This window comes from Arthrobacter sp. 49Tsu3.1M3, from assembly GCF_900168135.1.
In the GTDB taxonomy this organism is placed as follows: domain Bacteria; phylum Actinomycetota; class Actinomycetes; order Actinomycetales; family Micrococcaceae; genus Arthrobacter.
Window position 1 is genome coordinate 1 of the sequence record NZ_FUZD01000006.1, and the last position, 20,123, is coordinate 20,123.

At 69.3% G+C, this 20,123-nt stretch carries 17 protein-coding genes and 1 pseudogene; 12 read left to right on the top strand and 6 right to left on the bottom strand.

Annotation, left to right across the window (positions count from 1 at the left end):
- The 7 genes and pseudogenes from B5X90_RS08930 to dhaM form a co-directional block, all read left to right on the top strand.
- Positions 1-480: pseudogene (locus B5X90_RS08930) on the top strand (ATP-dependent Clp protease ATP-binding subunit); the annotation flags it as partial.
- Positions 481-723: 243 nt separating this feature from the next.
- Positions 724-2,847, top strand: coding sequence for a S9 family peptidase (locus tag B5X90_RS08935; RefSeq protein ID WP_179129093.1), 2,124 nt, complete (start codon positions 724-726; stop codon positions 2,845-2,847).
- Positions 2,848-2,908: 61 nt separating this feature from the next.
- On the top strand, positions 2,909-3,442 hold the full coding sequence (locus B5X90_RS08940; protein WP_179129094.1) for an amino-acid N-acetyltransferase: 534 nt from the start codon (positions 2,909-2,911) through the stop codon (positions 3,440-3,442).
- A 198-nt stretch (positions 3,443-3,640) separates the two neighbouring features.
- The gene (locus B5X90_RS08945) at positions 3,641-3,922 is read left to right on the top strand and encodes a hypothetical protein (protein WP_143264695.1); all 282 of its coding nucleotides are present in this window, start codon (positions 3,641-3,643) and stop codon (positions 3,920-3,922) included.
- Between the two features lie 157 nt (positions 3,923-4,079).
- Positions 4,080-5,081 carry a dihydroxyacetone kinase subunit DhaK gene (gene dhaK / locus B5X90_RS08950; RefSeq protein WP_018774917.1) on the top strand — a complete coding sequence of 334 codons (1,002 nt, stop codon included), beginning with the start codon at positions 4,080-4,082 and terminating at the stop codon, positions 5,079-5,081.
- A gap of 2 nt (positions 5,082-5,083) precedes the next feature.
- On the top strand, positions 5,084-5,716 hold the full coding sequence (gene dhaL / locus B5X90_RS08955) for a dihydroxyacetone kinase subunit DhaL (RefSeq protein WP_079552123.1): 633 nt from the start codon (positions 5,084-5,086) through the stop codon (positions 5,714-5,716).
- On the top strand, positions 5,713-6,384 hold the full coding sequence (gene dhaM / locus B5X90_RS08960) for a dihydroxyacetone kinase phosphoryl donor subunit DhaM (protein WP_079552125.1): 672 nt from the start codon (positions 5,713-5,715) through the stop codon (positions 6,382-6,384). The genes dhaL and dhaM overlap by 4 nt, the downstream gene beginning before the upstream one ends.
- 3 nt (positions 6,385-6,387) lie before the next feature.
- Here dhaM and B5X90_RS08965 read toward each other — a convergent pair whose 3' ends face one another.
- Positions 6,388-6,885, bottom strand: a complete 498-nt coding sequence (locus tag B5X90_RS08965) for a hypothetical protein (protein ID WP_079552128.1) — start codon at positions 6,883-6,885, stop codon at positions 6,388-6,390.
- Positions 6,886-6,901: 16 nt separating this feature from the next.
- Complete coding sequence (locus tag B5X90_RS08970; protein WP_306292824.1) at positions 6,902-7,720, bottom strand: A/G-specific adenine glycosylase; 819 nt, start codon at positions 7,718-7,720, stop codon at positions 6,902-6,904.
- Positions 7,721-8,013: 293 nt separating this feature from the next.
- On the opposite strand from B5X90_RS08970, the gene B5X90_RS08975 reads away from it, so the two are divergent.
- A complete protein-coding gene (locus B5X90_RS08975; RefSeq protein ID WP_079552132.1) occupies positions 8,014-8,730 on the top strand; it encodes a hypothetical protein in 717 nt (238 codons plus the stop codon).
- 202 nt (positions 8,731-8,932) lie between these two features.
- Here the strand turns inward: B5X90_RS08975 and disA are convergent, their stop codons facing one another.
- Positions 8,933-10,009: a DNA integrity scanning diadenylate cyclase DisA gene (gene disA / locus B5X90_RS08980; RefSeq protein ID WP_018774911.1), complete on the bottom strand. Its 1,077-nt coding sequence runs from the start codon at positions 10,007-10,009 to the stop codon at positions 8,933-8,935.
- A gap of 376 nt (positions 10,010-10,385) precedes the next feature.
- Between disA and B5X90_RS08985 the strand changes: the two genes are divergently transcribed.
- Together B5X90_RS08985 and B5X90_RS08990 are read left to right on the top strand one after the other, a co-directional pair.
- Positions 10,386-11,999 carry a peptide chain release factor 3 gene (locus B5X90_RS08985; protein ID WP_079552135.1) on the top strand — a complete coding sequence of 538 codons (1,614 nt, stop codon included), beginning with the start codon at positions 10,386-10,388 and terminating at the stop codon, positions 11,997-11,999.
- Between the two features lie 173 nt (positions 12,000-12,172).
- Positions 12,173-13,531, top strand: a complete 1,359-nt coding sequence (locus tag B5X90_RS08990; protein ID WP_079552137.1) for a protein kinase domain-containing protein — start codon at positions 12,173-12,175, stop codon at positions 13,529-13,531.
- 25 nt (positions 13,532-13,556) lie between these two features.
- Here B5X90_RS08990 and B5X90_RS08995 read toward each other — a convergent pair whose 3' ends face one another.
- A complete protein-coding gene (locus tag B5X90_RS08995; protein ID WP_079552139.1) occupies positions 13,557-14,765 on the bottom strand; it encodes a PucR family transcriptional regulator in 1,209 nt (402 codons plus the stop codon).
- A gap of 97 nt (positions 14,766-14,862) precedes the next feature.
- On the opposite strand from B5X90_RS08995, the gene B5X90_RS09000 reads away from it, so the two are divergent.
- Both B5X90_RS09000 and B5X90_RS09005 read left to right on the top strand, forming a co-directional pair.
- A complete protein-coding gene (locus tag B5X90_RS09000) occupies positions 14,863-15,942 on the top strand; it encodes a ferredoxin reductase (RefSeq protein WP_028276907.1) in 1,080 nt (359 codons plus the stop codon).
- A 13-nt stretch (positions 15,943-15,955) separates the two neighbouring features.
- Positions 15,956-17,167 carry a fatty acid desaturase family protein gene (locus B5X90_RS09005; protein ID WP_079552141.1) on the top strand — a complete coding sequence of 404 codons (1,212 nt, stop codon included), beginning with the start codon at positions 15,956-15,958 and terminating at the stop codon, positions 17,165-17,167.
- 89 nt (positions 17,168-17,256) lie between these two features.
- Here B5X90_RS09005 and B5X90_RS09010 read toward each other — a convergent pair whose 3' ends face one another.
- Together B5X90_RS09010 and B5X90_RS09015 are read right to left on the bottom strand one after the other, a co-directional pair.
- Entirely contained in the window at positions 17,257-17,892 is a 636-nt protein-coding gene (locus tag B5X90_RS09010; RefSeq protein WP_079552144.1) for a class I SAM-dependent methyltransferase, read from the bottom strand.
- A 16-nt stretch (positions 17,893-17,908) separates the two neighbouring features.
- Complete coding sequence (locus B5X90_RS09015) at positions 17,909-20,050, bottom strand: heavy metal translocating P-type ATPase (RefSeq protein WP_079552147.1); 2,142 nt, start codon at positions 20,048-20,050, stop codon at positions 17,909-17,911.
- Positions 20,051-20,123 lie beyond the last annotated feature (73 nt).

Here is a 20,123-nt window from a genome sequence, read left to right on the forward strand (position 1 = left end):
ATCTCCAAGAGCGTTGCCACCGGCTTCCAGTCCGGCACGGACACGCAGACCGGCTACAACCGGATGCGGGCCCGGGTCACTGAGGAGCTCAAGCAGCACTTCCGCCCCGAGTTCCTGAACCGTGTTGACGATGTTGTGGTCTTCCCGCAGCTGACCCAGGACGAGATCACCGAGATCGTGGACATGTTCGTCGCCCGCCTGGAGAAGCGCCTCAAGGACAAGGACATGGGCATCGAGCTCACGTCCGCGGCCAAGGTGCTCCTGGCGACCCGCGGCTACGACCCCGCCATGGGTGCCCGGCCGCTGCGCCGCACCATCCAGCGCGAGATCGAGGACCAGCTCTCCGAAAAGATCCTCTTCGGCGAACTGCACTCCGGCGACATCGTGGTGGTGGACGTGGAAGGCGAAGGCGACGACGCGAAGTTCACCTTCGCCGGCAACGCCAAGCCGCGCATCCCCGAGATCGCGCCGAGCGTCTAAGCACCAAGAGCAACGGCCCCGCTGCCCCGAAAGGGACGGCGGGGCCTTTGCGTTGCCCGCCGCCGTGAACCATTTGCCGGAGATGGCCCGTATGGGACCTGGCTTAGCGGCCATCTTCGGCGAACGCTGGCCGTGCTGAAGCGCCAGGCCCGTCCCGCTGATTCGGGGACCGCATCTGAAAGCAACGTTTCACTCTTAGTGAACGTTTTGTGATCAATGCCACATACGGTGTTGAATCGGTGCATGGCTGCTAAGGACTCAGAGACCCTGAGCGAACAACCCGAGACCCCCTTCCATGATCTGGACCACTACCTCGCGATCCCCAGAGTGAGCGGTTTGACGCTGAGCCCGGACGGCGCCCGGCTGGTGACCACCGTGGCAACTCTCGGCGCGAAGGGCACCGAATACTGCACCGCGCTGTGGGAGGTCGATCCGGGCGGGGTCAAACAGGCCCGCCGGATCACGCGCAGCGCCAAGGGGGAGGCCGGTGCGGTGTTTGCCGCCAACGGCGACCTGTACTTCACCTCGGCCCGTCCCGATCCGGAGAGCCCCGAGGCGGACCCGGTCAACGCCCTCTGGATTCTGCCGTCCGACGGCGGCGAAGCCCGGGTGGCCTTGTCCCGGGCCGGCGGAATCGGCGGGGTCCACGCCGCCGAGGACGCCGACACCGTGGTGGTCGCGGCCTCGGTCCTGGCCGGCTCCACGGACGAGGACAATGACGAGGAACGCCGGAAAGCGCGCAAGGACAACAAGGTCGCGGCCATCCTGCACAGCGGCTACCCTGTCCGCTATTGGGACGCGGACCTGGGCCCGGCGCAGCCGCGGCTCTTCGCCGTGGAACCCGGAGACCCGTTGGAGGCCGGAAAGCCGGTCACCGTCGACGCCGCGCCGCCGCTGAAGCTGCGCAACCTGACGCCCGACGCCGGCACGCGGCTCAGGGACGCCGAATCGGTGCTCAGCCCGGACGGCACGACGATTTACAGCAGCTTCGCCAAGCCCCTCGTCAACGCCGATTCACGTTCCGTGCTGGTCGCCATCGACGTCGCCACCGGCACCCGCACGGTCCTGCTGGACACGGAAGGCCTGAGCTACTTCCCGGGCCCGGTCAGTCCGAACGGCCGGAGCCTGGCGGTGGTCAGCGAAAGCGACACCACGCCACTGGCGGCCCCGCAGGTCAAGCTGCACCTCCTCGACGTCGCCGGCCCGGCGGCAGGGGGCGGTGCCCTGACGCCGCTCGCCCATGACTGGGACCGCTGGGCCCGCCCCGCCGCATGGCTGCCGGACGGATCGGCTCTGCTGGTCACCGCCGACGAGGACGGCGCATCGCCGGTATTCCGGATCGGTGTGGCCGGAGACCCGGGCGGGGCGGCCCAGGTGCTCCGCCTGACGGCCGACGCCGCGGCGTACACCGACGTCGTCGTCGCACCGGACGGACGCAGCGCCTACGCCCTGCGCAGCTCCTACGCATTCCCGGCGGAACCTGTACGGATCGATCTTGCCTCCGGTGACGTCGTCCGCCTGCCCGCGCCCGCGGAACGCCCCCGCTTCAAGGGCACGCTGGAACGAGTGGAGACGACGGCGGCCGACGGCGCCCGTGTGCCCGCGTACCTGGCCTTGCCCGAGGGAGCGTCCGCCGCGGACCCGGCCCCGCTGCTGCTCTGGATCCATGGCGGCCCGCTGGGATCCTGGAACGCCTGGACCTGGCGCTGGAACCCGTGGCTGCTGGTGGCGCGCGGCTACGCGGTGCTGCTCCCGGACCCTGCCCTCTCCACCGGCTACGGCCAGGACCACATCCAGCGCGGCTGGGGGGAATGGGGCAAGGCTCCGTTCACCGACCTGATGGCCATCACCGACTCCGTCGTGCAGCGCCCGGACATCGACGAGACGCGCACGGCCGCCATGGGCGGCTCGTTCGGCGGGTACATGGCCAACTGGGTGGCCGGGCAGACGGACCGCTTCAAGGCAATCGTCACGCACGCCAGCCTCTGGGCCCTGGACCAGTTCGGCCCGACCACCGACGCCGCGCAGTACTGGCTCAAGGAAATGACGGCAGAGATGGCGCTGGAGAACTCCCCGCACCTGCACGTGGAGAACATCCGCACTCCCATGCTGGTCATCCATGGCGACAAGGACTACCGTGTGCCGATCGGCGAGGGGCTCCGGCTCTGGTACGAACTGCTCGCCAAGTCCCAGCTGGCGGCGGATGAGAACGGCGAAACAGACCACCGTTTCCTGTACTTCCCGGACGAGAACCACTGGATCCTGCAGCCGCAGCACGCCAAGGTCTGGTACGGCGTCGTGGAGCACTTCCTGGCCAGGAACCTGCTGGACAAGGACGTTCCCGTCCCCGACGAACTCGGTCTCTGACGCACCGGGGCCCGCGCCGGCGGGGAGCCGGCCGGGCCTGGGGCACCCGTAAGATTGGGCTGTGACTGAGACCGTGACTAAGACCGCGACTGAGACGATCCGCATCCGCCCCGCCCGCACCGACGACGTTGGCGCCATCAAGACCCTCGTGGCACCGCTGGCCGACCAGCGGATCCTCATGGCCAAGGAAACCGTGGCCTATTACGAAAGCCTGCAGGAGTTCCGCATCGCCGAATCCGAAGACGGCGAGGTGATCGGCTGCGGGGCCCTGCACGTCATGTGGGAGGACCTTGCCGAGGTACGCACCCTCGCGGCCTCGGACGCCTGGCGCGGCAAGGGCGTGGGCCACGCGCTGGTGGAGCGCCTGCTGGAGGATGCCCGCGCCCTGGGGGTCTCCCGGGTCTTTTGCCTGACGTTCGAAGTGGAGTTCTTCAAGAAGCATGGCTTTGAAGTCATGGCTGACCAGACCGCCGTCGACCCCGTGGTGTATTCCGAGCTCCTGCGCTCGCACGATGAAGGCGTGGCCGAGTTCCTGGACCTGGCGCGGGTCAAGCCGAACACGCTGGGCAACACCCGGATGATCAAGGAGCTGTAGCCCCGCCGGGTTGCGCCTGCGACCCGGCCAGCGAAGGCGGCGCCGCCCCCGGCGGAAGCGACGCCCGGACCGGCGCCGGCGGCCGCCGGGAACTCGACGTCCGCGCAGGGCTTCCCTTCAATAAATTTGGTGGATAAACTGATGCCGGCCCAGGGGGTGGGCCGCCATACTTCCGGAGGCAAAAAATTGCACGAAGCCGTGATTTTTCCCGATCTCTCCGCAATCCACAGGTCGATCGCCAGCGCCCCGGCAGGGCCGCCGGACCAGCCGCTGGAAGCGCTGGCGCCCGAACCCGCCAACCACTCCTCGCCCGGCACCGGCGCCCCCGTGACGGGGCAAACTGCCGGGGTGGTATCTGCGACGTCAGGACCGCCGGCCACGTCCCGCGCCCGCAAGGGCCGGCTCGCCGCGCCGCCGTTCTCATGGCTGGGCGTCGACGCCTGGCCGCATTCCCCGGCGTGGGCAGACCAGCAAGCCTGAAGCGCGGGAGTACGGACCGCACGGCCACAAGCCCGCCGCCCCGGGATTCACAGCCCGCCAGGGAGCCCGGGCCGGAGGAACCGGGAGCCTACCGCCGGCCGTGCCCCGGTAGTAGGGTCTAAGCAAGCAGCCAGGACACCATCCAGGGAGCACCGCCATGAAGAAACTCATCAATGATCCCAAAGCCGTGGTCGACGAGTCAGTGGAAGGGTTCGGGCTTGCTCACGCCGACCTCGTGACCGTCTTTCCGGACCCGAAATACATCGTGCGCAAGGACGCGCCCGTGGCAGGGAAAGTCGGGCTCGTCTCCGGCGGCGGCAGCGGACACGAGCCGCTGCACGGCGGGTACGTGGGCATGGGCATGCTCGACGCCGCCGTCCCGGGCGCCGTTTTCACCTCTCCCACTCCGGACCAGATCCTGCCGGCCACCCTGGCCGTAAGCTCCGGCGCCGGCGTCGTGCACATCGTGAAGAACTACACCGGTGACGTCCTGAACTTCGAAACCGCCGCCGAACTCGCGCAGGCCGAAGGCGTCGAGATCCGCACCGTGCTCGTCAACGACGACGTCGCCGTGCAGGACTCGCTGTACACGGCAGGTCGCCGTGGCGTCGGAGGCACCGTCCTCGTCGAGAAAATCGCCGGTGCGGCCGCCGAGCGCGGTGACAACCTGGACGCCGTCGCCGCCATCGGTGACCGCGTCAACCAGAACGTGCGCAGCATGGGCGTGGCGTTGTCCGCCTGCACCGTTCCGCATGCCGGGGTGCCCAGTTTCGAACTCGAGGAAAACGAGATCGAGATCGGCATCGGCATCCACGGCGAACCGGGACGGCACCGCATCCCGATGGAAAACGCCGACGGCATCACCGACCGGCTCCTGGACCCGGTGGTCAGCGACCTCGGCCTTGCTTCCGGGGACCAGGTGCTCCTGTTCGTCAACGGCATGGGCGGCACCCCGCAAAGCGAGCTGTACATCGTCTACCGCAGGGCCGCGCAGAAACTGGCCGAGCAGGGCGTCACCGTGGCCCGCTCCCTGGTGGGCAACTTCATCACGTCCCTCGAAATGCAGGGCTGCTCCATCACTGTCCTGCGCCTCGATGACGAGATGACAACACTCTGGGACGCTCCCGTGCACACTCCGGCCCTTCGCTGGGGCGTCTGACCGTGGGCCTGGACGTCGGCTGGGCGGTGCGGTGGCTGACGCTTTCGGCGCAGGCCATGGCGGAGCACCGGGTGGAACTGATCGAGCTGGACCGGCCCATCGGGGACTCGGACCACGGCGAGAACATGGACCGCGGCTTCAAGGCCGTGATGGACAAACTTGCCGAGGCGCCGCCGGAAACCCCGGCCGCGGCCCTGAAACTGACGGCCATGACGCTGATGTCCAAGGTCGGCGGGGCGGCCGGCCCGCTGTACGGCACGGCGTTCCTGCGGGCCGCCACGGCCCTGGGTGAGAGCTCCGACGTCGACGCCGCCACCCTCGCTGCCGCGCTGCAGGCCGCCCGCGACGGGATCGTCGCCCGCGGCAAGGCCGAATCCGGCGACAAGACCATGGTGGACGCCTGGACGCCCGCGATCGAGGCGGCCGCCGCAGCGGCTGGCGACGGCGACGGCGACGTCCGAAAGGTGCTGCTGGCCGCGGCGGAAGCGGCCGAAGCCGGCGCCGTATCCACGGATCCGATGCTCGCCCGCAAGGGCCGTGCCAGCTACCTGGGGGAGCGCAGCATCGGCCACCGCGACCCCGGAGCGGTCTCCAGCGCGCTGATTCTGCGCGCCGCGGCCGGAGCGGCCGAATGACAGTCCGGCTGGTGGTCGTCTCGCACAGCTCCAAGATCGCCGACGGCGCCGTCGAACTCGCCGCACAGATGGCTCCCGACGTCCTGATCCTCCCGGCCGGCGGCACCGACGACGGCCGGATCGGCACGAGCCTGGACAAGGTCATGGCGGCCCTGGAGCAGGCTGCCGGTGACGGTGTGGTGGTACTCGCCGACCTCGGCTCCGCGGTGATGACGGCCGAGTCAGCTGTGGAGTTTGCAGCTGACCCGGGCTCGGTGCTGATTGCTGACGCGCCCATCGTCGAAGGACTCGTCGCGGCCGCGGTGGCTGCCCAGGCAGGGGCCGAAGCGGCGGCGGTGAAGGACGCGGCCGAGGCCGTCTATCGGCCCCCGGCCCATCCCGCGGAGGCGGGGCATGTGCACCAGCAGCCGCCGGACGCCACCGGGGACTTCGAGCTCGTCAACCAGGCCGGCATGCATGCCCGTCCGGCAGCGAAGATCGCCGGCGGCCTGTCCGGCATGGACGCCGAGGTGACCGTGAACGGCGCCGATGGTGCCTCCATGACCGAGCTCATGATGCTGGCCGCCGGCAAGGGAACCGTCCTGCACGTGGAGGCCAGCGGCCCGGACGCCGCCAAGGCGGTCGACTACCTGGAACGCCTGGTTGGCTCGGGGTTCGGAGAACCGTAAGCGCTAGGGTGCCTGGCGGAGGCCGGTCGCGTCGAGCACGACGCTGGCGGTGATGAAGGTTCCGCACTGCTCACCAAACGGGTGTGCCGCCCGGGGCGTGAACGCCGCGGTCCGGGCCGGCAGCGGGTTCCCGGCGGTGTCCGTGCCCGTGGCCGTCACCTCGATCCGGCTGGCGCTCAGCGTCTCCATCATCAGCATTCCGGTCAGGGTGCCGTCGGGCGAAGAAGTGGCCGAGCAGACGCCGTCGCCGCCGTAGGGTCCCGGCTCGCAGCCTTGGTCCACGGCCGTGCTGCCGGGAACCAGTTCGAGGTCCGCCTCCTTGCAGCGGCCGTCCTGGCAGGCGGCCAAGTGGATGCTCCGCACTGACGGGGCGTACGCCCGGTCCACCGTGAGCGACACAACGGGCGCCTGGGCGATCGCCGGGCAGGCGGCCTCCGGCCGGCATGAGACAGCCAGGACTGCGGTGAGGACCAGCGCGGCCGCGGCCGCCAGCTTGCGCATGCTCCAGCGTAGATCCTCAGCCCGGGAGCCGGAAGCCGCCCTCGTGCAGTTCGGCGAGGCCGTCGCCGAGCAGCCCTGCCAGAGCCCGTTCCAGCTGCTCGGGGGCCGCGTTGAGCCGGTGCAGGGCCGCGAGTGGGATGCCGATGCCCTGCGGTTCGAAGCCCAGGTCCGCGGGGGCCTGGTGGAACAGGACCGGCGCCACGGGCTCCTCGGCAGCCCGCAGGACGGCCATCACGGCGCCGCGCACCTGCCGGTCCGTGCCGTGCCAGGCCTGTCCCTTGGGCGTGTACGTCGGCGCCGGCTCGCCGGCCGCCAGCCAGGCGCAGGACTCCCGGACAGGGCACTGGCCGCACTTGGGGGTCCGCGCCGTGCAGACCAGGGCGCCGAGTTCCATGACGGCGGCGTTCCAGCGCACCGAGGCACCGGGGCGCTCCGGGAGCAGAGATGCCGCCAGCCGCATTTCGGCGGCGGTCAGGGCCTGCGCCGGCAGGGCAGAGCCGGTGACCAGCCGCGCGTGGACCCGGCGGATGTTGGTGTCCACCACCGTTTCGCGGCGTCCGTAGGCGAACGCGGCGACGGCTGCGGCCGTGTAGCTGCCCACGCCGGGCAGATCCAGGAGCTCGGTGTAGGTGCCGGGGACGGCCCCGCCGTGACTGTCCCTGATGGCGACGGCGGCAGCATGCAGGCGCAGGGCGCGCCGGGGATACCCCAGCCGGCCCCAGGACCGGACGGCCTCCCCGGCGGGTTCGCCGGCCAGGCCGGCCGGTTCCGGCCAGCGGCGCAGCCACTCCTCCCAGACCGGCAGGACCCGGACCACCGGCGTCTGCTGGAGCATCACCTCGCTGACCAGAACACCCCAGGGCGTGCAGTCCGCGGCCCGCCACGGCAGGTCCCTGGCGTTGGACGCGAACCAGTCATCCAGGGCCGCATGGAGGGCTGGGAGATTGTCGGCGCGGGCGGGCGCCCCGGCGGGCAGGGGTTCCCGCGGTGCCGCGGCGGAGGCGGGGGGCGTTGGGGTTAGAGTTTCGATCCATTCAGCGTAATAGATCGGGGTAACGGATCGGGACGGCGCCCGGTCCCGCGGCGTGGTCGGGCGCCATAGCCCGCGCGGTTCTCTAGGCTAGAAGAATGGTCAGGCAAGGCACTTCACGTACGGGCGGTTCGCGGACGAAAGGTTCGGCCCCGGGGCAATCCGGGCGCAAATCCGGACGGCCCCCGCTGCGCCCCGTCTACCGCCGCCGCCGGCTGTTTGCAGGGGTGGTCCTGCTGCTCGTCATCGCCGTGGCCTTCGGCGGCTTTGTGGCGGTCTCGAATGCCTTGGGCGGGGCCCAGCCTGCCGGCGCCCAGCCGTCCGGGGCAGGAGCATCGCCGGCGGCCAGCCCTACTGACTCTGCGTCGGCGGGCCCGACGGCGTCCGGGGAGGCTTCGGCCTCACCCACGGCCACCTCGGGGGAGGGCTGCGAGCAGAACCTGATCACCGTTACGGCTGCCACCGACAAACAGGCTTACGCCGCCGGTGAGAAGCCGCTGCTGAGTCTCACGGTGACCAACAACAACAAGGTCCCGTGCGAGGTCAACATCGGGACGTCGCAGATGGAGTACATGATCACCAGCGGTTCGGACCGGATCTTCTCCTCCAGGGACTGCCAGGCGGAGAGCGCGGACCTGATGAAGACCATTGCTCCGGGCAAGAGCGAGACGGCGAACTTCCCGTGGCAGCGCAACCGCACGGTGCAGGGCTGCGAGCCCGTCGAGGCCACGCCCGGCGCCGGCGGCGCCTACTACGTCTTCACCGCCCGGCTGGCGAACAAGAACAGCCCCAAGGCCGTGTTCCAGCTCAGCTGACCCGGTAACCCCCGTCCATTGCTCCGTAGGCGCCCTCGCCTCGCAAGTCCGGCCCGGTAACCCCGTCGATTGCTCCGTAGGTGCCGTTTTGAGCGCCCAAAAGGGCACCTACGGAGCAATCGACAGGAGGGTGCCCTGGCCGAGCTTGCCAGGCGAGGGAGGCAAGGGCACCTACGGAGCAATCGACAGGTTTTTGGAGGGGTTAGAGGAAACGGTCCAGCAGGCTGGCCTCGGCCATCCGGCTCAGGCCCTCCCTGACGGTCCTGGCACGCTGGTCACCGATCCCGTCGACGGTCATGAGGTCATCGATTGTTGCCGCCATCAGGAACTGCAGGCCGCCGAAGTGGTCGACGAGCCGGTCGGCGACGGCCTTCGGCACGGCCTTGAGCCCGGAGAGCAGGCGGTAGCCGCGCGGCTGCACGACGGCGTCGAGGTTGGCCTCGCCGCCGGCGAAGCCGACGATTCCGGCGATCTTGCCCAGGTCGATCAGCTCGGTTGGGCCCAGGCTGACGAGGGCCTTGACCGCTTTGTCGATGTCCTCCGCTGTTGCGGCCGGCCCGGAGTAGTCGCGGATGATGACGTCGCTGCCCGGCCCGCGGCCGACGGTGAGCTCGTCCAGCTGCAGCGAGAGCAGGCGGCCGTCCTCGCCCAGTTCCAGGACGTACTGGGAGATTTCCTCTGAGATCCTGCGCACCATTTCCTGGCGCTGCAGGGTGACCGCGACGTCACGGACCGTCACCATGGCCTCGATTTCCAGGGCGGAGAGCGAGCTGGTGACCTGGTCCAGGCGCGAGCGGTAGCGTTCCAGGGTTGCCAGGGCCTGGTTGGCGCGGGCCAGGACCTTCTCTGAGCCCTCCAGCACGTGGCGCAGCCCGTGCACGTACAGCGCGATGATCTGCATTGACTGGCTGACCGAAATGACCGGGACGCCGGTCTGGATGGCCACGCGTTCCGCGGTCCGGTGCCGGGTGCCCGATTCCTGCGTTTCGATGCTCGAGTCCGGGACGAGCTGGACCGCTGCGCGCAGGATGTTGCTGGCATCCTTGTCGCAGACGATGGCGCCGTCCATCTTCGCCAGTTCCCGCAGCCGGGTGGGGGAGAAGTCGATGCCGATCTCGAAGCCGCCCGAACAGATGGACTCGATGGTCCGGTCGATGCCCAGCACGATCAGCGCGCCGGTCCGGCCGCGGAGGATGCGTTCCAGGCCGTCGCGGAGGGCTGTGCCCGGTGCCACCCTGGCCAGGGTCGCCTTGAGCGCATCTTCAGGGCTCCGCGCCATAGATTTCCCTTCAAAGGTGCAGGGACGAGCCTGCAAGTGCGCCGGATTCCAGGGTCTCCCGGCAGGATCAAAGTACTCAGTTCCCCGCTCTCCCCATGATAGGGGTAAAGCAACGGCACTTCCGCACAGGCAAGCCTTAAAGTGGTCCATTGCGGCGTGCCGCCGAGGGCCTCCTGAAGGGCCGCCCCGGGCGCCGTCCGTGACGGCATTTTGGCGCCGCAAGGCCGCAGCTTCGTGCCCGGGCCCCGCGCAGCTTCATGCGCGGTCCGGCCGCAGCTTCGTCCGCGGTCCGCGGCCTGCGATAAACTTGGATCCTTGGGTGTACCGCGGGCTCTCCGCGCCGTGACCCGTCCACTGCCGCAGCGAAAGTAGCATCGTGTCTCAAGAAGTCCTCAGCCCCGCCCGAGTCCAGGAGATTCACAAGCAGGCGGCCCGGCGCCGGACTTTCGCGGTCATTTCGCACCCCGACGCCGGCAAATCCACCCTGACCGAGGCCCTGGCGCTGCACGCAAAGGTGATCGGCACGGCCGGCGCGTCCAGCGGAAAGGCCAACCGCAAGGAGACGGTCTCGGACTGGATGCAGATGGAAAAGGACCGCGGCATCTCGATCAGCTCCGCGGCCCTGCAGTTCGCCTACCGGGACACCGTCATCAACCTCCTGGACACCCCGGGCCACGCCGACTTCTCCGAGGACACCTACCGCGTGCTCGCCGCCGTGGACTGCGCTGTGATGCTGGTCGACGCCGCGAAGGGCCTGGAAACCCAGACCATGAAGCTCTTCGAGGTCTGCAAGCAGCGCAACCTGCCCATCATCACTGTCATCAACAAGTGGGACCGGCCCGGCCTGGACGCCCTGGCGCTCATGGACGAGATCACCGAACGCACCGGCCTGCAGCCGATGCCGCTGACCTGGGCCGTTGGCATCTCCGGCGACTTCCGCGGCGTCTGGGACCTGCGCAACGACCGCTTCGCGCAGTTCAAGCGCAACAACGCGGGCGCCAACATCGCCCTCACCGAATACTTCACCCCCGACGAGGCCGCCGCCAGCCAGGGCGATGACTGGTCCAACGCCGTGGACGAGGCCGGGCTGGTCATCGAGTCCAACCTGGCGTTCGACGTCGCGGCCTTCCACGCCGGCAAGGCGACGCCGATCCTCTTCAGCTCGGCCGCGCTGAACTTCGGCGTCAAGGAAATCCTCGACGCCCTCGTCGACTTCGCCCCGCCCGCTGCACCGCGGCCCGACGTCGACGGCGACCCCCGCCCCGTGGATGCCCCGTTCGCCGGGTTCGTCTTCAAGGTCCAGGCCGGCATGAACAAGGCCCACCGCGACCACGTTGCCTTCATTCGTGTCTGCTCCGGCATGTTCGAGCGCGGCATGGTGGTCACCCAGGCCCGGACGGGGAAATCCTTCGCCACCAAGTACGCCCAGCAGGTCTTCGGCCGCGAACGCGAGGTGATCGACGAGGCCTTCCCGGGCGACGTGGTGGGCCTCGTGAACGCCTCCTCCCTCCGGGTGGGGGACAGCCTGTTCCTGGACCAGCCCGTGGAATTCCCGGCGATCCCGTTGTTCGCCCCGGAGCACTTCCAGGTGGCGCGTTCCAAGGACCCGAGCCGGTTCAAGCAGTTCCGCCGCGGCATCGAACAACTCGAGCACGAGGGCGTCATCCAGGTGCTCCGCTCCGACATCCGCGGTGACCAGGCGCCCGTTCTTGCCGCCGTCGGGCCCATGCAGTTCGAAGTGGTCGAGGACCGCATGGCGCACGACTTCAGCGCCCCGATGCGGCTGGAGCGGCTCCCGTATTCCATGGCCCGGATCTCGACCGCCGACGCCATGCCGGCGCTGGCCAACGTCCCCGGCGCCGAAGTCCTGTTGCGCTCCGACGGGGAATACCTGGCCCTGTTCAACGACGTCTGGGCCCTGCGCCGGATCGAAAAGAACCACCCTGACCTCACCCTGGTGCCGATCGGGACCCACAACCCCGCAAAATAGCCCAAGGGGCGGACCGAAAGACTCCCGGGAAGTCTTCCGGAATCCGGTTTCCACGTTATGATAAGTAAGCTTGCTTACGATGCGGGTGCCGGGATTTGTTGCCCGGCTTTGGACTGATCCGCCCGCTTCCAGCGGCGGCCCCATTAGAGGGACCACGTAGACCTTTGACAACCATGGACCCCGGTTTCCTGCTCAGCGGGCGCTACCGGATCGAAGAACTCATTGGCCGGGGCAGCCAATCGAGCGTGTACCGCGCCACGGACGAGGTCCTGGGGCGTGAAGTGGCAGTCAAACTCTTCCGCGACGGGACAGTGGACGAAGAGCGGACCCGCAGGCAAGCCGATGAAGTGCGGATCCTGGCGGGGATGGCCCACCACGCCCTCGTGACACTGTTCGACGCCGGCACGGACCTCAGTGACCCGACCCGCCGGCTCAGTTATCTGGTGATGGAACTCGTCCGCGGCCCCGACCTGCGCCGCCGCTCGGCCGAGGGCCCGCTGTCAGCGGCCCACATGGCGCTGATCGGACACGATGTCGCCGACGGTCTTGCGCACATCCACCACCACGGCATCATCCATCGGGACGTCAAGCCGGCCAACATCCTGCTGGTGGACTACAGCGTCGAGGACCGGCGCTCCCGCGCCAAACTCAGCGACTTCGGCGTGGCCATCACCATCCGCGAAGGCCACCACGGCGACCCGGATGACAGCTCCGGCACTCCGGCCTACCTCAGCCCAGAACAGGCTGCCGGCGAACCGGCGGGCCCCGCCAGCGACGTCTATTCGCTGGGGCTGGTCCTGCTGGAAGGCCTGACCGGGAAAATGGCCTATCCCGGCGCCCCGGTACAGTCCGCCCTGGCCCGGCTGCTCCACGACCCGGACGTCCCCGAAGACATCGCGCCCATGTGGGCGGCCCTGCTGACCTCCATGCTGGACAGGGATCCGGCCGGCCGCCCGCCGGCCCGCGAAGTGTCCCTGGCCCTGCGCCAGGAAGTCATCAACGGCACGGGACGCCGCCGCCGGGACCCGGCCGCGCTGTTGACCGACGAAGAAGGGCGCATGCAGGCGGTCGAGCGGTACCGGATCCTGGACACTCCCGCAGACGGCGCCTTTGACCGGATCGCGGCGCTGGCCGCACGCATGTTCTCGGTGCCCGTGGCGATTGTCAGTGTTGTGGACCATGACCGCATCTGGTTCAAGTCCCACCACGGCACGGATGTCACGGAAATCGGCCGGGACCCCGGATTGTGCGCCTCCGCCGTCCTGCAGGGCGATGCCTGGATTGTCCGGGACGCCGTCAACGATCCCCGGACGCTGGCCAACCCCCTCGTGGCAGGCGAGTTCGGCCTGCAGTTCTATGCCGGGGTGCCGCTGCGCACGCCGGACGGCTACAACCTGGGCACCTTCTGCATCCTGGACCGTGAGCCCCGCGAGTTCAGCGATGAGGACACAGCCGCGCTGGAGGACCTGGCGGCGCTCGTGATGCACGACCTGGAGCTGCGGCTCCACAGCCGGCAGGCGCTCGCCGGGTAGCCTGAGGTCGGCCTGACGGGCTGGCCTACCGCCGGCCGGCGTGCAGAGCCAGTTCGAGTTCGAAGCGCGCCGTTGGATCCTCGAGGGCGTCGCCGAAGAGCTCGCGCAGCTGGGCTGCCCGGTAGCCCACGGTCTGCGGGTGGATCCCGAGCTCGGCGGCCACGGGCGCCCGCTGGCCCCAGTGGCGCAACCAGGAGAGCAGGGTTTCAGCGAGCCGGTCGCGCTGGGCGGGCCGGAGTCCTTCCAGCGGCGCGAGCCGGCGGTTGGCGAGTTCAGTGATCGCCGAGGGTTCCGCGCCGAGAATTACCTGCGCCAGGTGCTCGTCGGCCCAGATCGGGGGATCATCCGGTCCCTCCCGTGGAGGCAGCGCCGCGGCCGCCAGCACGGCGAGCCGCAGCGAGTCCGGAACCCTCTCCCAGCCTCCGGAGGGTCCCACGGAAGCGCCGCGCCCCTTCAGGGCACGGTCCAGGTCGTCCCGGGCGGAGCGCGAAATCCGCGCCGGCACCAGGGCGACAACATCAGTCTCGCGCTCAATCACCAGGGTGCCCGGGCCCAGGCGCAGCCGCAGCCCGGCCGCCCGGTCCAGCGGCAGCGTCACCACCGCCATGCGCTGGGGCAGGGACCAGTCCGCCATCGCCGCCGTCTGGCGCAGGGCCGCCTCGTCGGCCTGGCCGAGCAGGAGCAGGTCCAGCAGTTCGGTGCGCCGCCGGTCCACTGCTCCGGCCCGTTCGGACTGCTCAAAGGCGTAGGCCTCGGCGCTGACCGCCGACAGCTCATCGATGTACGCGAGGATCGATTCGCCCAGATCCACCACGACGCCCTGGCCCAGGTGGTGTTCCACTGAGACTTTGGACATTTCCCGGAACGTCACGCGGGCGCCCATCCGGTAGGCGCTCAGAAGCGCGTCCATGCTCCGTCCCTGCCGGAACTCGCCGCTGCCCAGCCCGGCCACCAGCTCCCGGCTCTCCTCGGACAGCGCCGGCAGCCGGGTCCCGGGCAGCTGCAGGAAGCGGTCCAGTGCCGCGGCCACGCCCCTGCGCAGCCCCCTGCCAAAGCGCCCCTCGATCGGCCGGGCGTAAGCTGGGACGAGCTGCGGGACGGCCTCGATGATGGCCTCGACAATGCCGGGCATCCGCGGGCGCAGCATGTCGCTGACCTCCCGCGGCAGGGCCAGCCAGGGAGGATCGTAGGCGGGGGCGGGGCCGACAGGCTCCCGGGCAGGGGATGTGTTCATAGACGGTCCGATGAGTTGTTGCGGCGGGATAGTTTTCTCACGTCGATCGTATGCCTTGGGTGAAGAAGTATGGCGCAATCTGACATAAGCTTGATGAATGATCCGGCTCCGTAAGCTGGCGCGCGCCGCATCTCTACTGACCACCCCACTAGCTCCAGAAGACATTCTGTCGCTGTTCAATCCTGTGTTTTCTGCCCGCCAATTGCGCGGCGTGGTCACTAGGGTGGTTCCAGAAACGGCCGATTCCGCCACCATTTTCTTCCGTCCCGGCCGCGGCTGGCAAGCACATCTTGCCGGCCAGTGGGCCCGTATTGGCGTCGAGCTCGACGGTGTCCGCCACTGGCGGTCCTACTCGCTCAGTGCCCCCGCCGGACAGGACCCGGCAATCACCGTCACCGACATGGGCGCAGTCTCCGGGGCCCTCGTACGCGGCACCAAGCCCGGCGACGTCCTGTTCCTGGCGCCCCCGCAGGGCGACTTCGTCCTTCCCGAGCACCCGCGGCCGCTGCTCATGCTCACGGCCGGCAGCGGGATCACCCCGGTGATGTCGATGATCCGCACGCTCGTTCCGCACCGCCCGGATTCGGACGTCGTCCTGATCCACACCGCCCGCACCGCAGCGGACACCATCTTCCGTGAAGAACTCGCCGAGCTCGCCGACCAGTTTCCCAACCTGCGCGTCACGCACTGGTTCACCGGTGAGAGCGGACGGCTGGACTTCACCTCGGCCGCCGACCTGGACCGGCTCTGCCCGGACTGGCGCCAGCGCGCCGCTTACGCGTGCGGTCCGGAAGGGTTCCTCAACGACGCCGAGGCGCTGTGGGAGGCCGAAGCGGAAGACGCCCAGCAGGCCGCGGCCAGCTCGGGCACCCTGACCATCGAACGCTTCAGCACCAGCCTCGCCGGCGGCGCCGGGCACGACGGCGGCCTGGTCACCTTCGAGGCCTCCGACCGTGAAGTCGAGGCCGATGGCGACACCCCGCTGCTCGATGTCGGCGAGGACGCCGGCATCCTGATGCCCAGCGGCTGCCGGATGGGCATCTGCCACAGCTGCCTCATCCCGCTGCGGGCCGGCCACGTCCGTGACCTGCGCACCAACGAAGTGCACGGCGAGCCCGGCCAACTAATCCAGACGTGCGTGTCGGCAGCCGCCGGCCCCGTTAACCTCGACCTCTGAGGAGTATCACCGCATGACGATTGTTTCCAACAAACCGGACCTTTCCGACGCCGACACCCCCGCCACCAGCGGTGCAGCCGACACAGCAAAGGTCGTCACGGTCGCGAAGACGCGGCCCGGCGCCCTCGCCGAGACCGGCAGCCCATTGCTGCGTCCGCCCGCGGCCGCCCACCTCTCCGACGAGCAGGTGGCGGAGCTGGGGCGCGAACTCGATGCCATCAAGGATGACATCCTCGCCAAGCGCGGGTCCGCCGATGCCGCCTACATCCGACGCATGATCAAGATCCAGCGCGGCCTGGAGCTCTCCGGCCGCGCCCTGCTCCTGGTCAGCAAGAAGAAGCCCGCCTGGGTCGCTGGCACCGCGCTGCTGAGCTTCGCCAAGATCCTGGAAAACATGGAACTTGGGCACAACATCCTGCACGGGCAGTGGGACTGGATGCGGGACCCGGATATCCACTCCACCACGTGGGAATGGGACTTCGTCACCCCCGCACGCTCCTGGCAGCACACCCACAACGATCTCCACCACCGCTGGACAAATGTGGTCGGCAAGGACAACGACATCGGATACAACCTGCTGCGGATGGATCCGGACCAGGAATGGAAGCCCTTCAACCTGGGCAACCCGCTGTACAACGCGCTGCTGGCACCGGTCTTCGAGTGGGGCATCGCGATCTACGACCTCGAACTGGTGGACTACAAGGAGGGCCGGAAGTCCAAGGAATCCCTGACCAAGGACCTGAAGGCCCTCGGCCGTAAGGCGCTGAAGCAGTTCACCAAGGACTACGCCGCCACTCCCGCCGTCGCAATGCTGACCGGTTCCGGCAAGCAGGCGCTCTACGGCACGCTGACCGCCAACGCCGTGCGCAACGTGTGGGCGCACGCGGTGATCTTCTGCGGCCACTTCCCCGAAGGCACAGACACCTTCACCGAGGAAATGGTGGAGGGCGAGACCCGCGGCGACTGGTACGTGCGGCAGATGATTGGCTCGGCCAATATCTCCGGCTCCAAGTTCATGCACCTCATGACCGGCAACCTCTCGCACCAGATTGAGCACCACCTGTTCCCGGACCTGCCCTCGAACCGCTACGCGGAGGTGCAGCCGAAGGTGCAGGAGATCTGCAAGCGCTACGGACTGCCGTACACCACGGGTCCGCTGCTGAAGCAGGTCGGCTCCACGTGGGCGAAGATCTTCAAGCTGGCCCTGCCGCCCAAGAAGGCCTAGCAAATCCACGCCGGCTCAGCCGGAGCGAAACCATGAGAGGGGCGTCTGCCATCACGGCAGGCGCCCCTCTTCGTTGTGCCGGGACGGGGTCAAGACTTGGCCGCCGCACCCAGGATGTGGGCCAGCCGCGGATTGCCGGCAAGCACCGAAAAACCGAAGCGCTCGATGCCCTGCACGCCCAGGCCTGCCGCGGCGATCACGGCCGCGGTGTCACGGTTCGGGTGGCATCCGCCTGCCAGCCGGGCCCACAGCGGTGTGAGCAGGTCTTCGGCGGCCCCCAGCAGGCGGTGCGCTGAGCGGACATGTTCGTAGAACAGCAACAGGCCGCCGGGGCGCAGGACCCGGACCACCTCCGCCAGGGCGAGGGCCGGGTCCGCCACGCTGCACAGCACCAAACTGGAAACGACGACGTCGGCCGAGGCATCCGCCGCCGGCAGCGCTTCCGCCACGCCGTCCCTCACCGTGACGGGCACCGGCGCCCTGCCGGCGGCGGCGAGGGCCAGCGCACGGAGCGTGGGGTCCGGTTCGAGGGCCAGCACACCGGACACCGTGGAAGGGTAGAACGGGAAGGTGGCCCCGTAGCCCGCCCCGATTTCGATGACGAAGCCGTGCGCGGGCGCCACGAGCCGGCGGCGGTGCTCTGCTGCGCCGCGGGCGTCCATCCGCGGACCCAGCCGGGCATAGGATCTCCCGAATGATGACTCACGGCGGGTGGTTTCCGGCATGGGGGCCTCCAACAGGTCAGCTCACCGCGGCCGGGTTGAGCGTGAGCCCGCGCAGCAACTGGGCGTTCAGGGCAACCACAATGGTCGACGCCGACATCATCACGGCGCCCGCGGCGGGGGACAGGACAATTCCGGCGAAGGCGAGGACACCGGCCGCCAGGGGCACCGAGATGATGTTGTATCCGGTGGCCCAGACGAGGTTTTGCCACATCTTCCGGTAGCTCGCCCTGGACAGATCGAGCATTGACAGCACAGCCCGCGGATCGTTGCCGGCCAGGACCACACCGGCGGATTCCACGGCCACATCCGTGCCGCCGCCAATCGCGATCCCCACCTCCGCCCGTGCCAGCGCGGGGGAGTCGTTGACGCCGTCGCCCACCATGGCCACCTTCAGCCCGCGGCCCTGGAGCTCCGCCACTTTCTTGTCCTTGTCGGCGGGGAGCACCTCGGCGAACACTTCGTCGATGCCGAGTTCGGCGGCGACGGCGTGCGCCACCTGCCGGGCGTCGCCGGTGACCATGGCCACCTTGATGCCGCGTGCCTGCAGGGCCCGGACGGCCTGGCGGGACTCGGGCCGCACGGCATCCTCGAGGCTGACAGCACCCAGGACCCTGCCGCCGTCCACGACATGAAGCACCGCCGCGCCCCGCTTCAGCCAGGCCCCGGTGGTGGCGGCCAACTCCGGCGGTTCCTGCAAACCCAGCTCCCGGAGCAGGGCCGGGCCGCCCACCTGGACCGTGCGGCCATCGACAGTGGCGCGGACTCCGCGGCCAGTCAGCGACGTGAACCCGTCCGCCGTCGGAAGCTTCAGTCCCCGTTCCCGGGCGGCGGCAACGATTGAGCGGGCCAGGGGATGTTCGCTGTCAGCCTCCACGGCGGCCGCGAGGGCCAGCACCGTATTCTGCGCAGCGCCCTGGCCGGTTGTGGCGGTGTTCGTGCCGGCGGCCGCGGCGGCGGCGATTTCCTTGAGTTCCGGTTCGCCCCTGGTCAGGGTTCCGGTCTTGTCGAACAGCACGACGTCGACTGTCCGCATGCGCTCCAGCGCCATCCGGTTCTTGATCAGGACGCCCGCCCGGGCGGCGCGTTCGGTGGAAATGGCGATGACGAGCGGGATGGCAAGGCCGAGGGCGTGGGGGCAGGCGATCACCAGGACCGTCACGGTGCGGGTGACCGCGTCTCCTATGCTGCCCATCAGGGTCCAGAAGATGAACGTCAGGACGCCGGTGCCGGCCGCGAAGTAGAAGAGGAACGCCGCAGCCCGGTCGGCCAGGGCCTGGCCCCGTGAGGAGGACGCCTGCGCCTCGGCCACGAGGCGCCGGATCCCAGCGAGGGCCGTGTCCTCGCCGATGGCCGACACCCGGACCCGCACGGAGTTGTCAGTGGCGATGGTGCCGGCCACCACGGGATCCCCCGGGGCCCGCAGGACGGTTTTTGATTCGCCCGTGATCATGGATTCGTCGAATTCGGCCTGCCCGCCGCTGACGGTGCCGTCGGCCGGCATCCGGCCGCCGGAGCGGACCAGGATGATGTCCCCGGCGCGGAGTTCGGCGAGGCTGACGGTCTCCGTGCCGGCGGCCGTGACGCGTTCCGCCTCGTCGGGCAGCAGCGCCGCCAGGGCATCCAGCGCACCCTGCGCCGAGCCGAGGGCGCGCATCTCGATCCAGTGGCCCAGCAGCATGATGGGGACCAGCAGCGCCAGCTCCCACCAGAAGTCGAGATCGAAACCGCCGATGCCGAGGCTGGTCACCCAGGAGGCGATGAAGGCGACGCTGATGGCCATGGCAATCAGCAGCATCATCCCCGGTTTCCGCGTCTTCAGTTCATTGAGCCCGCCCTTGAGGAACGGGCGGCCGCCGTAAAGGTAGATCGCCGTGCCGAACACCGGCGGGATCCACCCAGAGCCGGGGAAGGCGGGAGGCTCGTAACCCAGGAGCTCCGCGAACATGGGGCTGAAGAAGACCACCGGCACGGCCAGGGCCAGTGTCAGCCAGAACCGCTCCCTGAACATCGCGACGCTGTGCCCGGCATGCTGGCCGTGGCTGTGTACCGTGTGGTCGTCCGCAGCGGATTCCACGGCATGGTTGCCGTGCGGCGTCCCGCCCGGGCTCTGGTTCTGGGTGCCCTGGTCCGTGCCGGGGCTGCTGTGCCGGTGTTCCATGGTGCGTACTCCTGACGGATGCTCCCTTATCTGCGGCTACGCCCAACATACCCCGGGGGGGTATCCTTGGCAA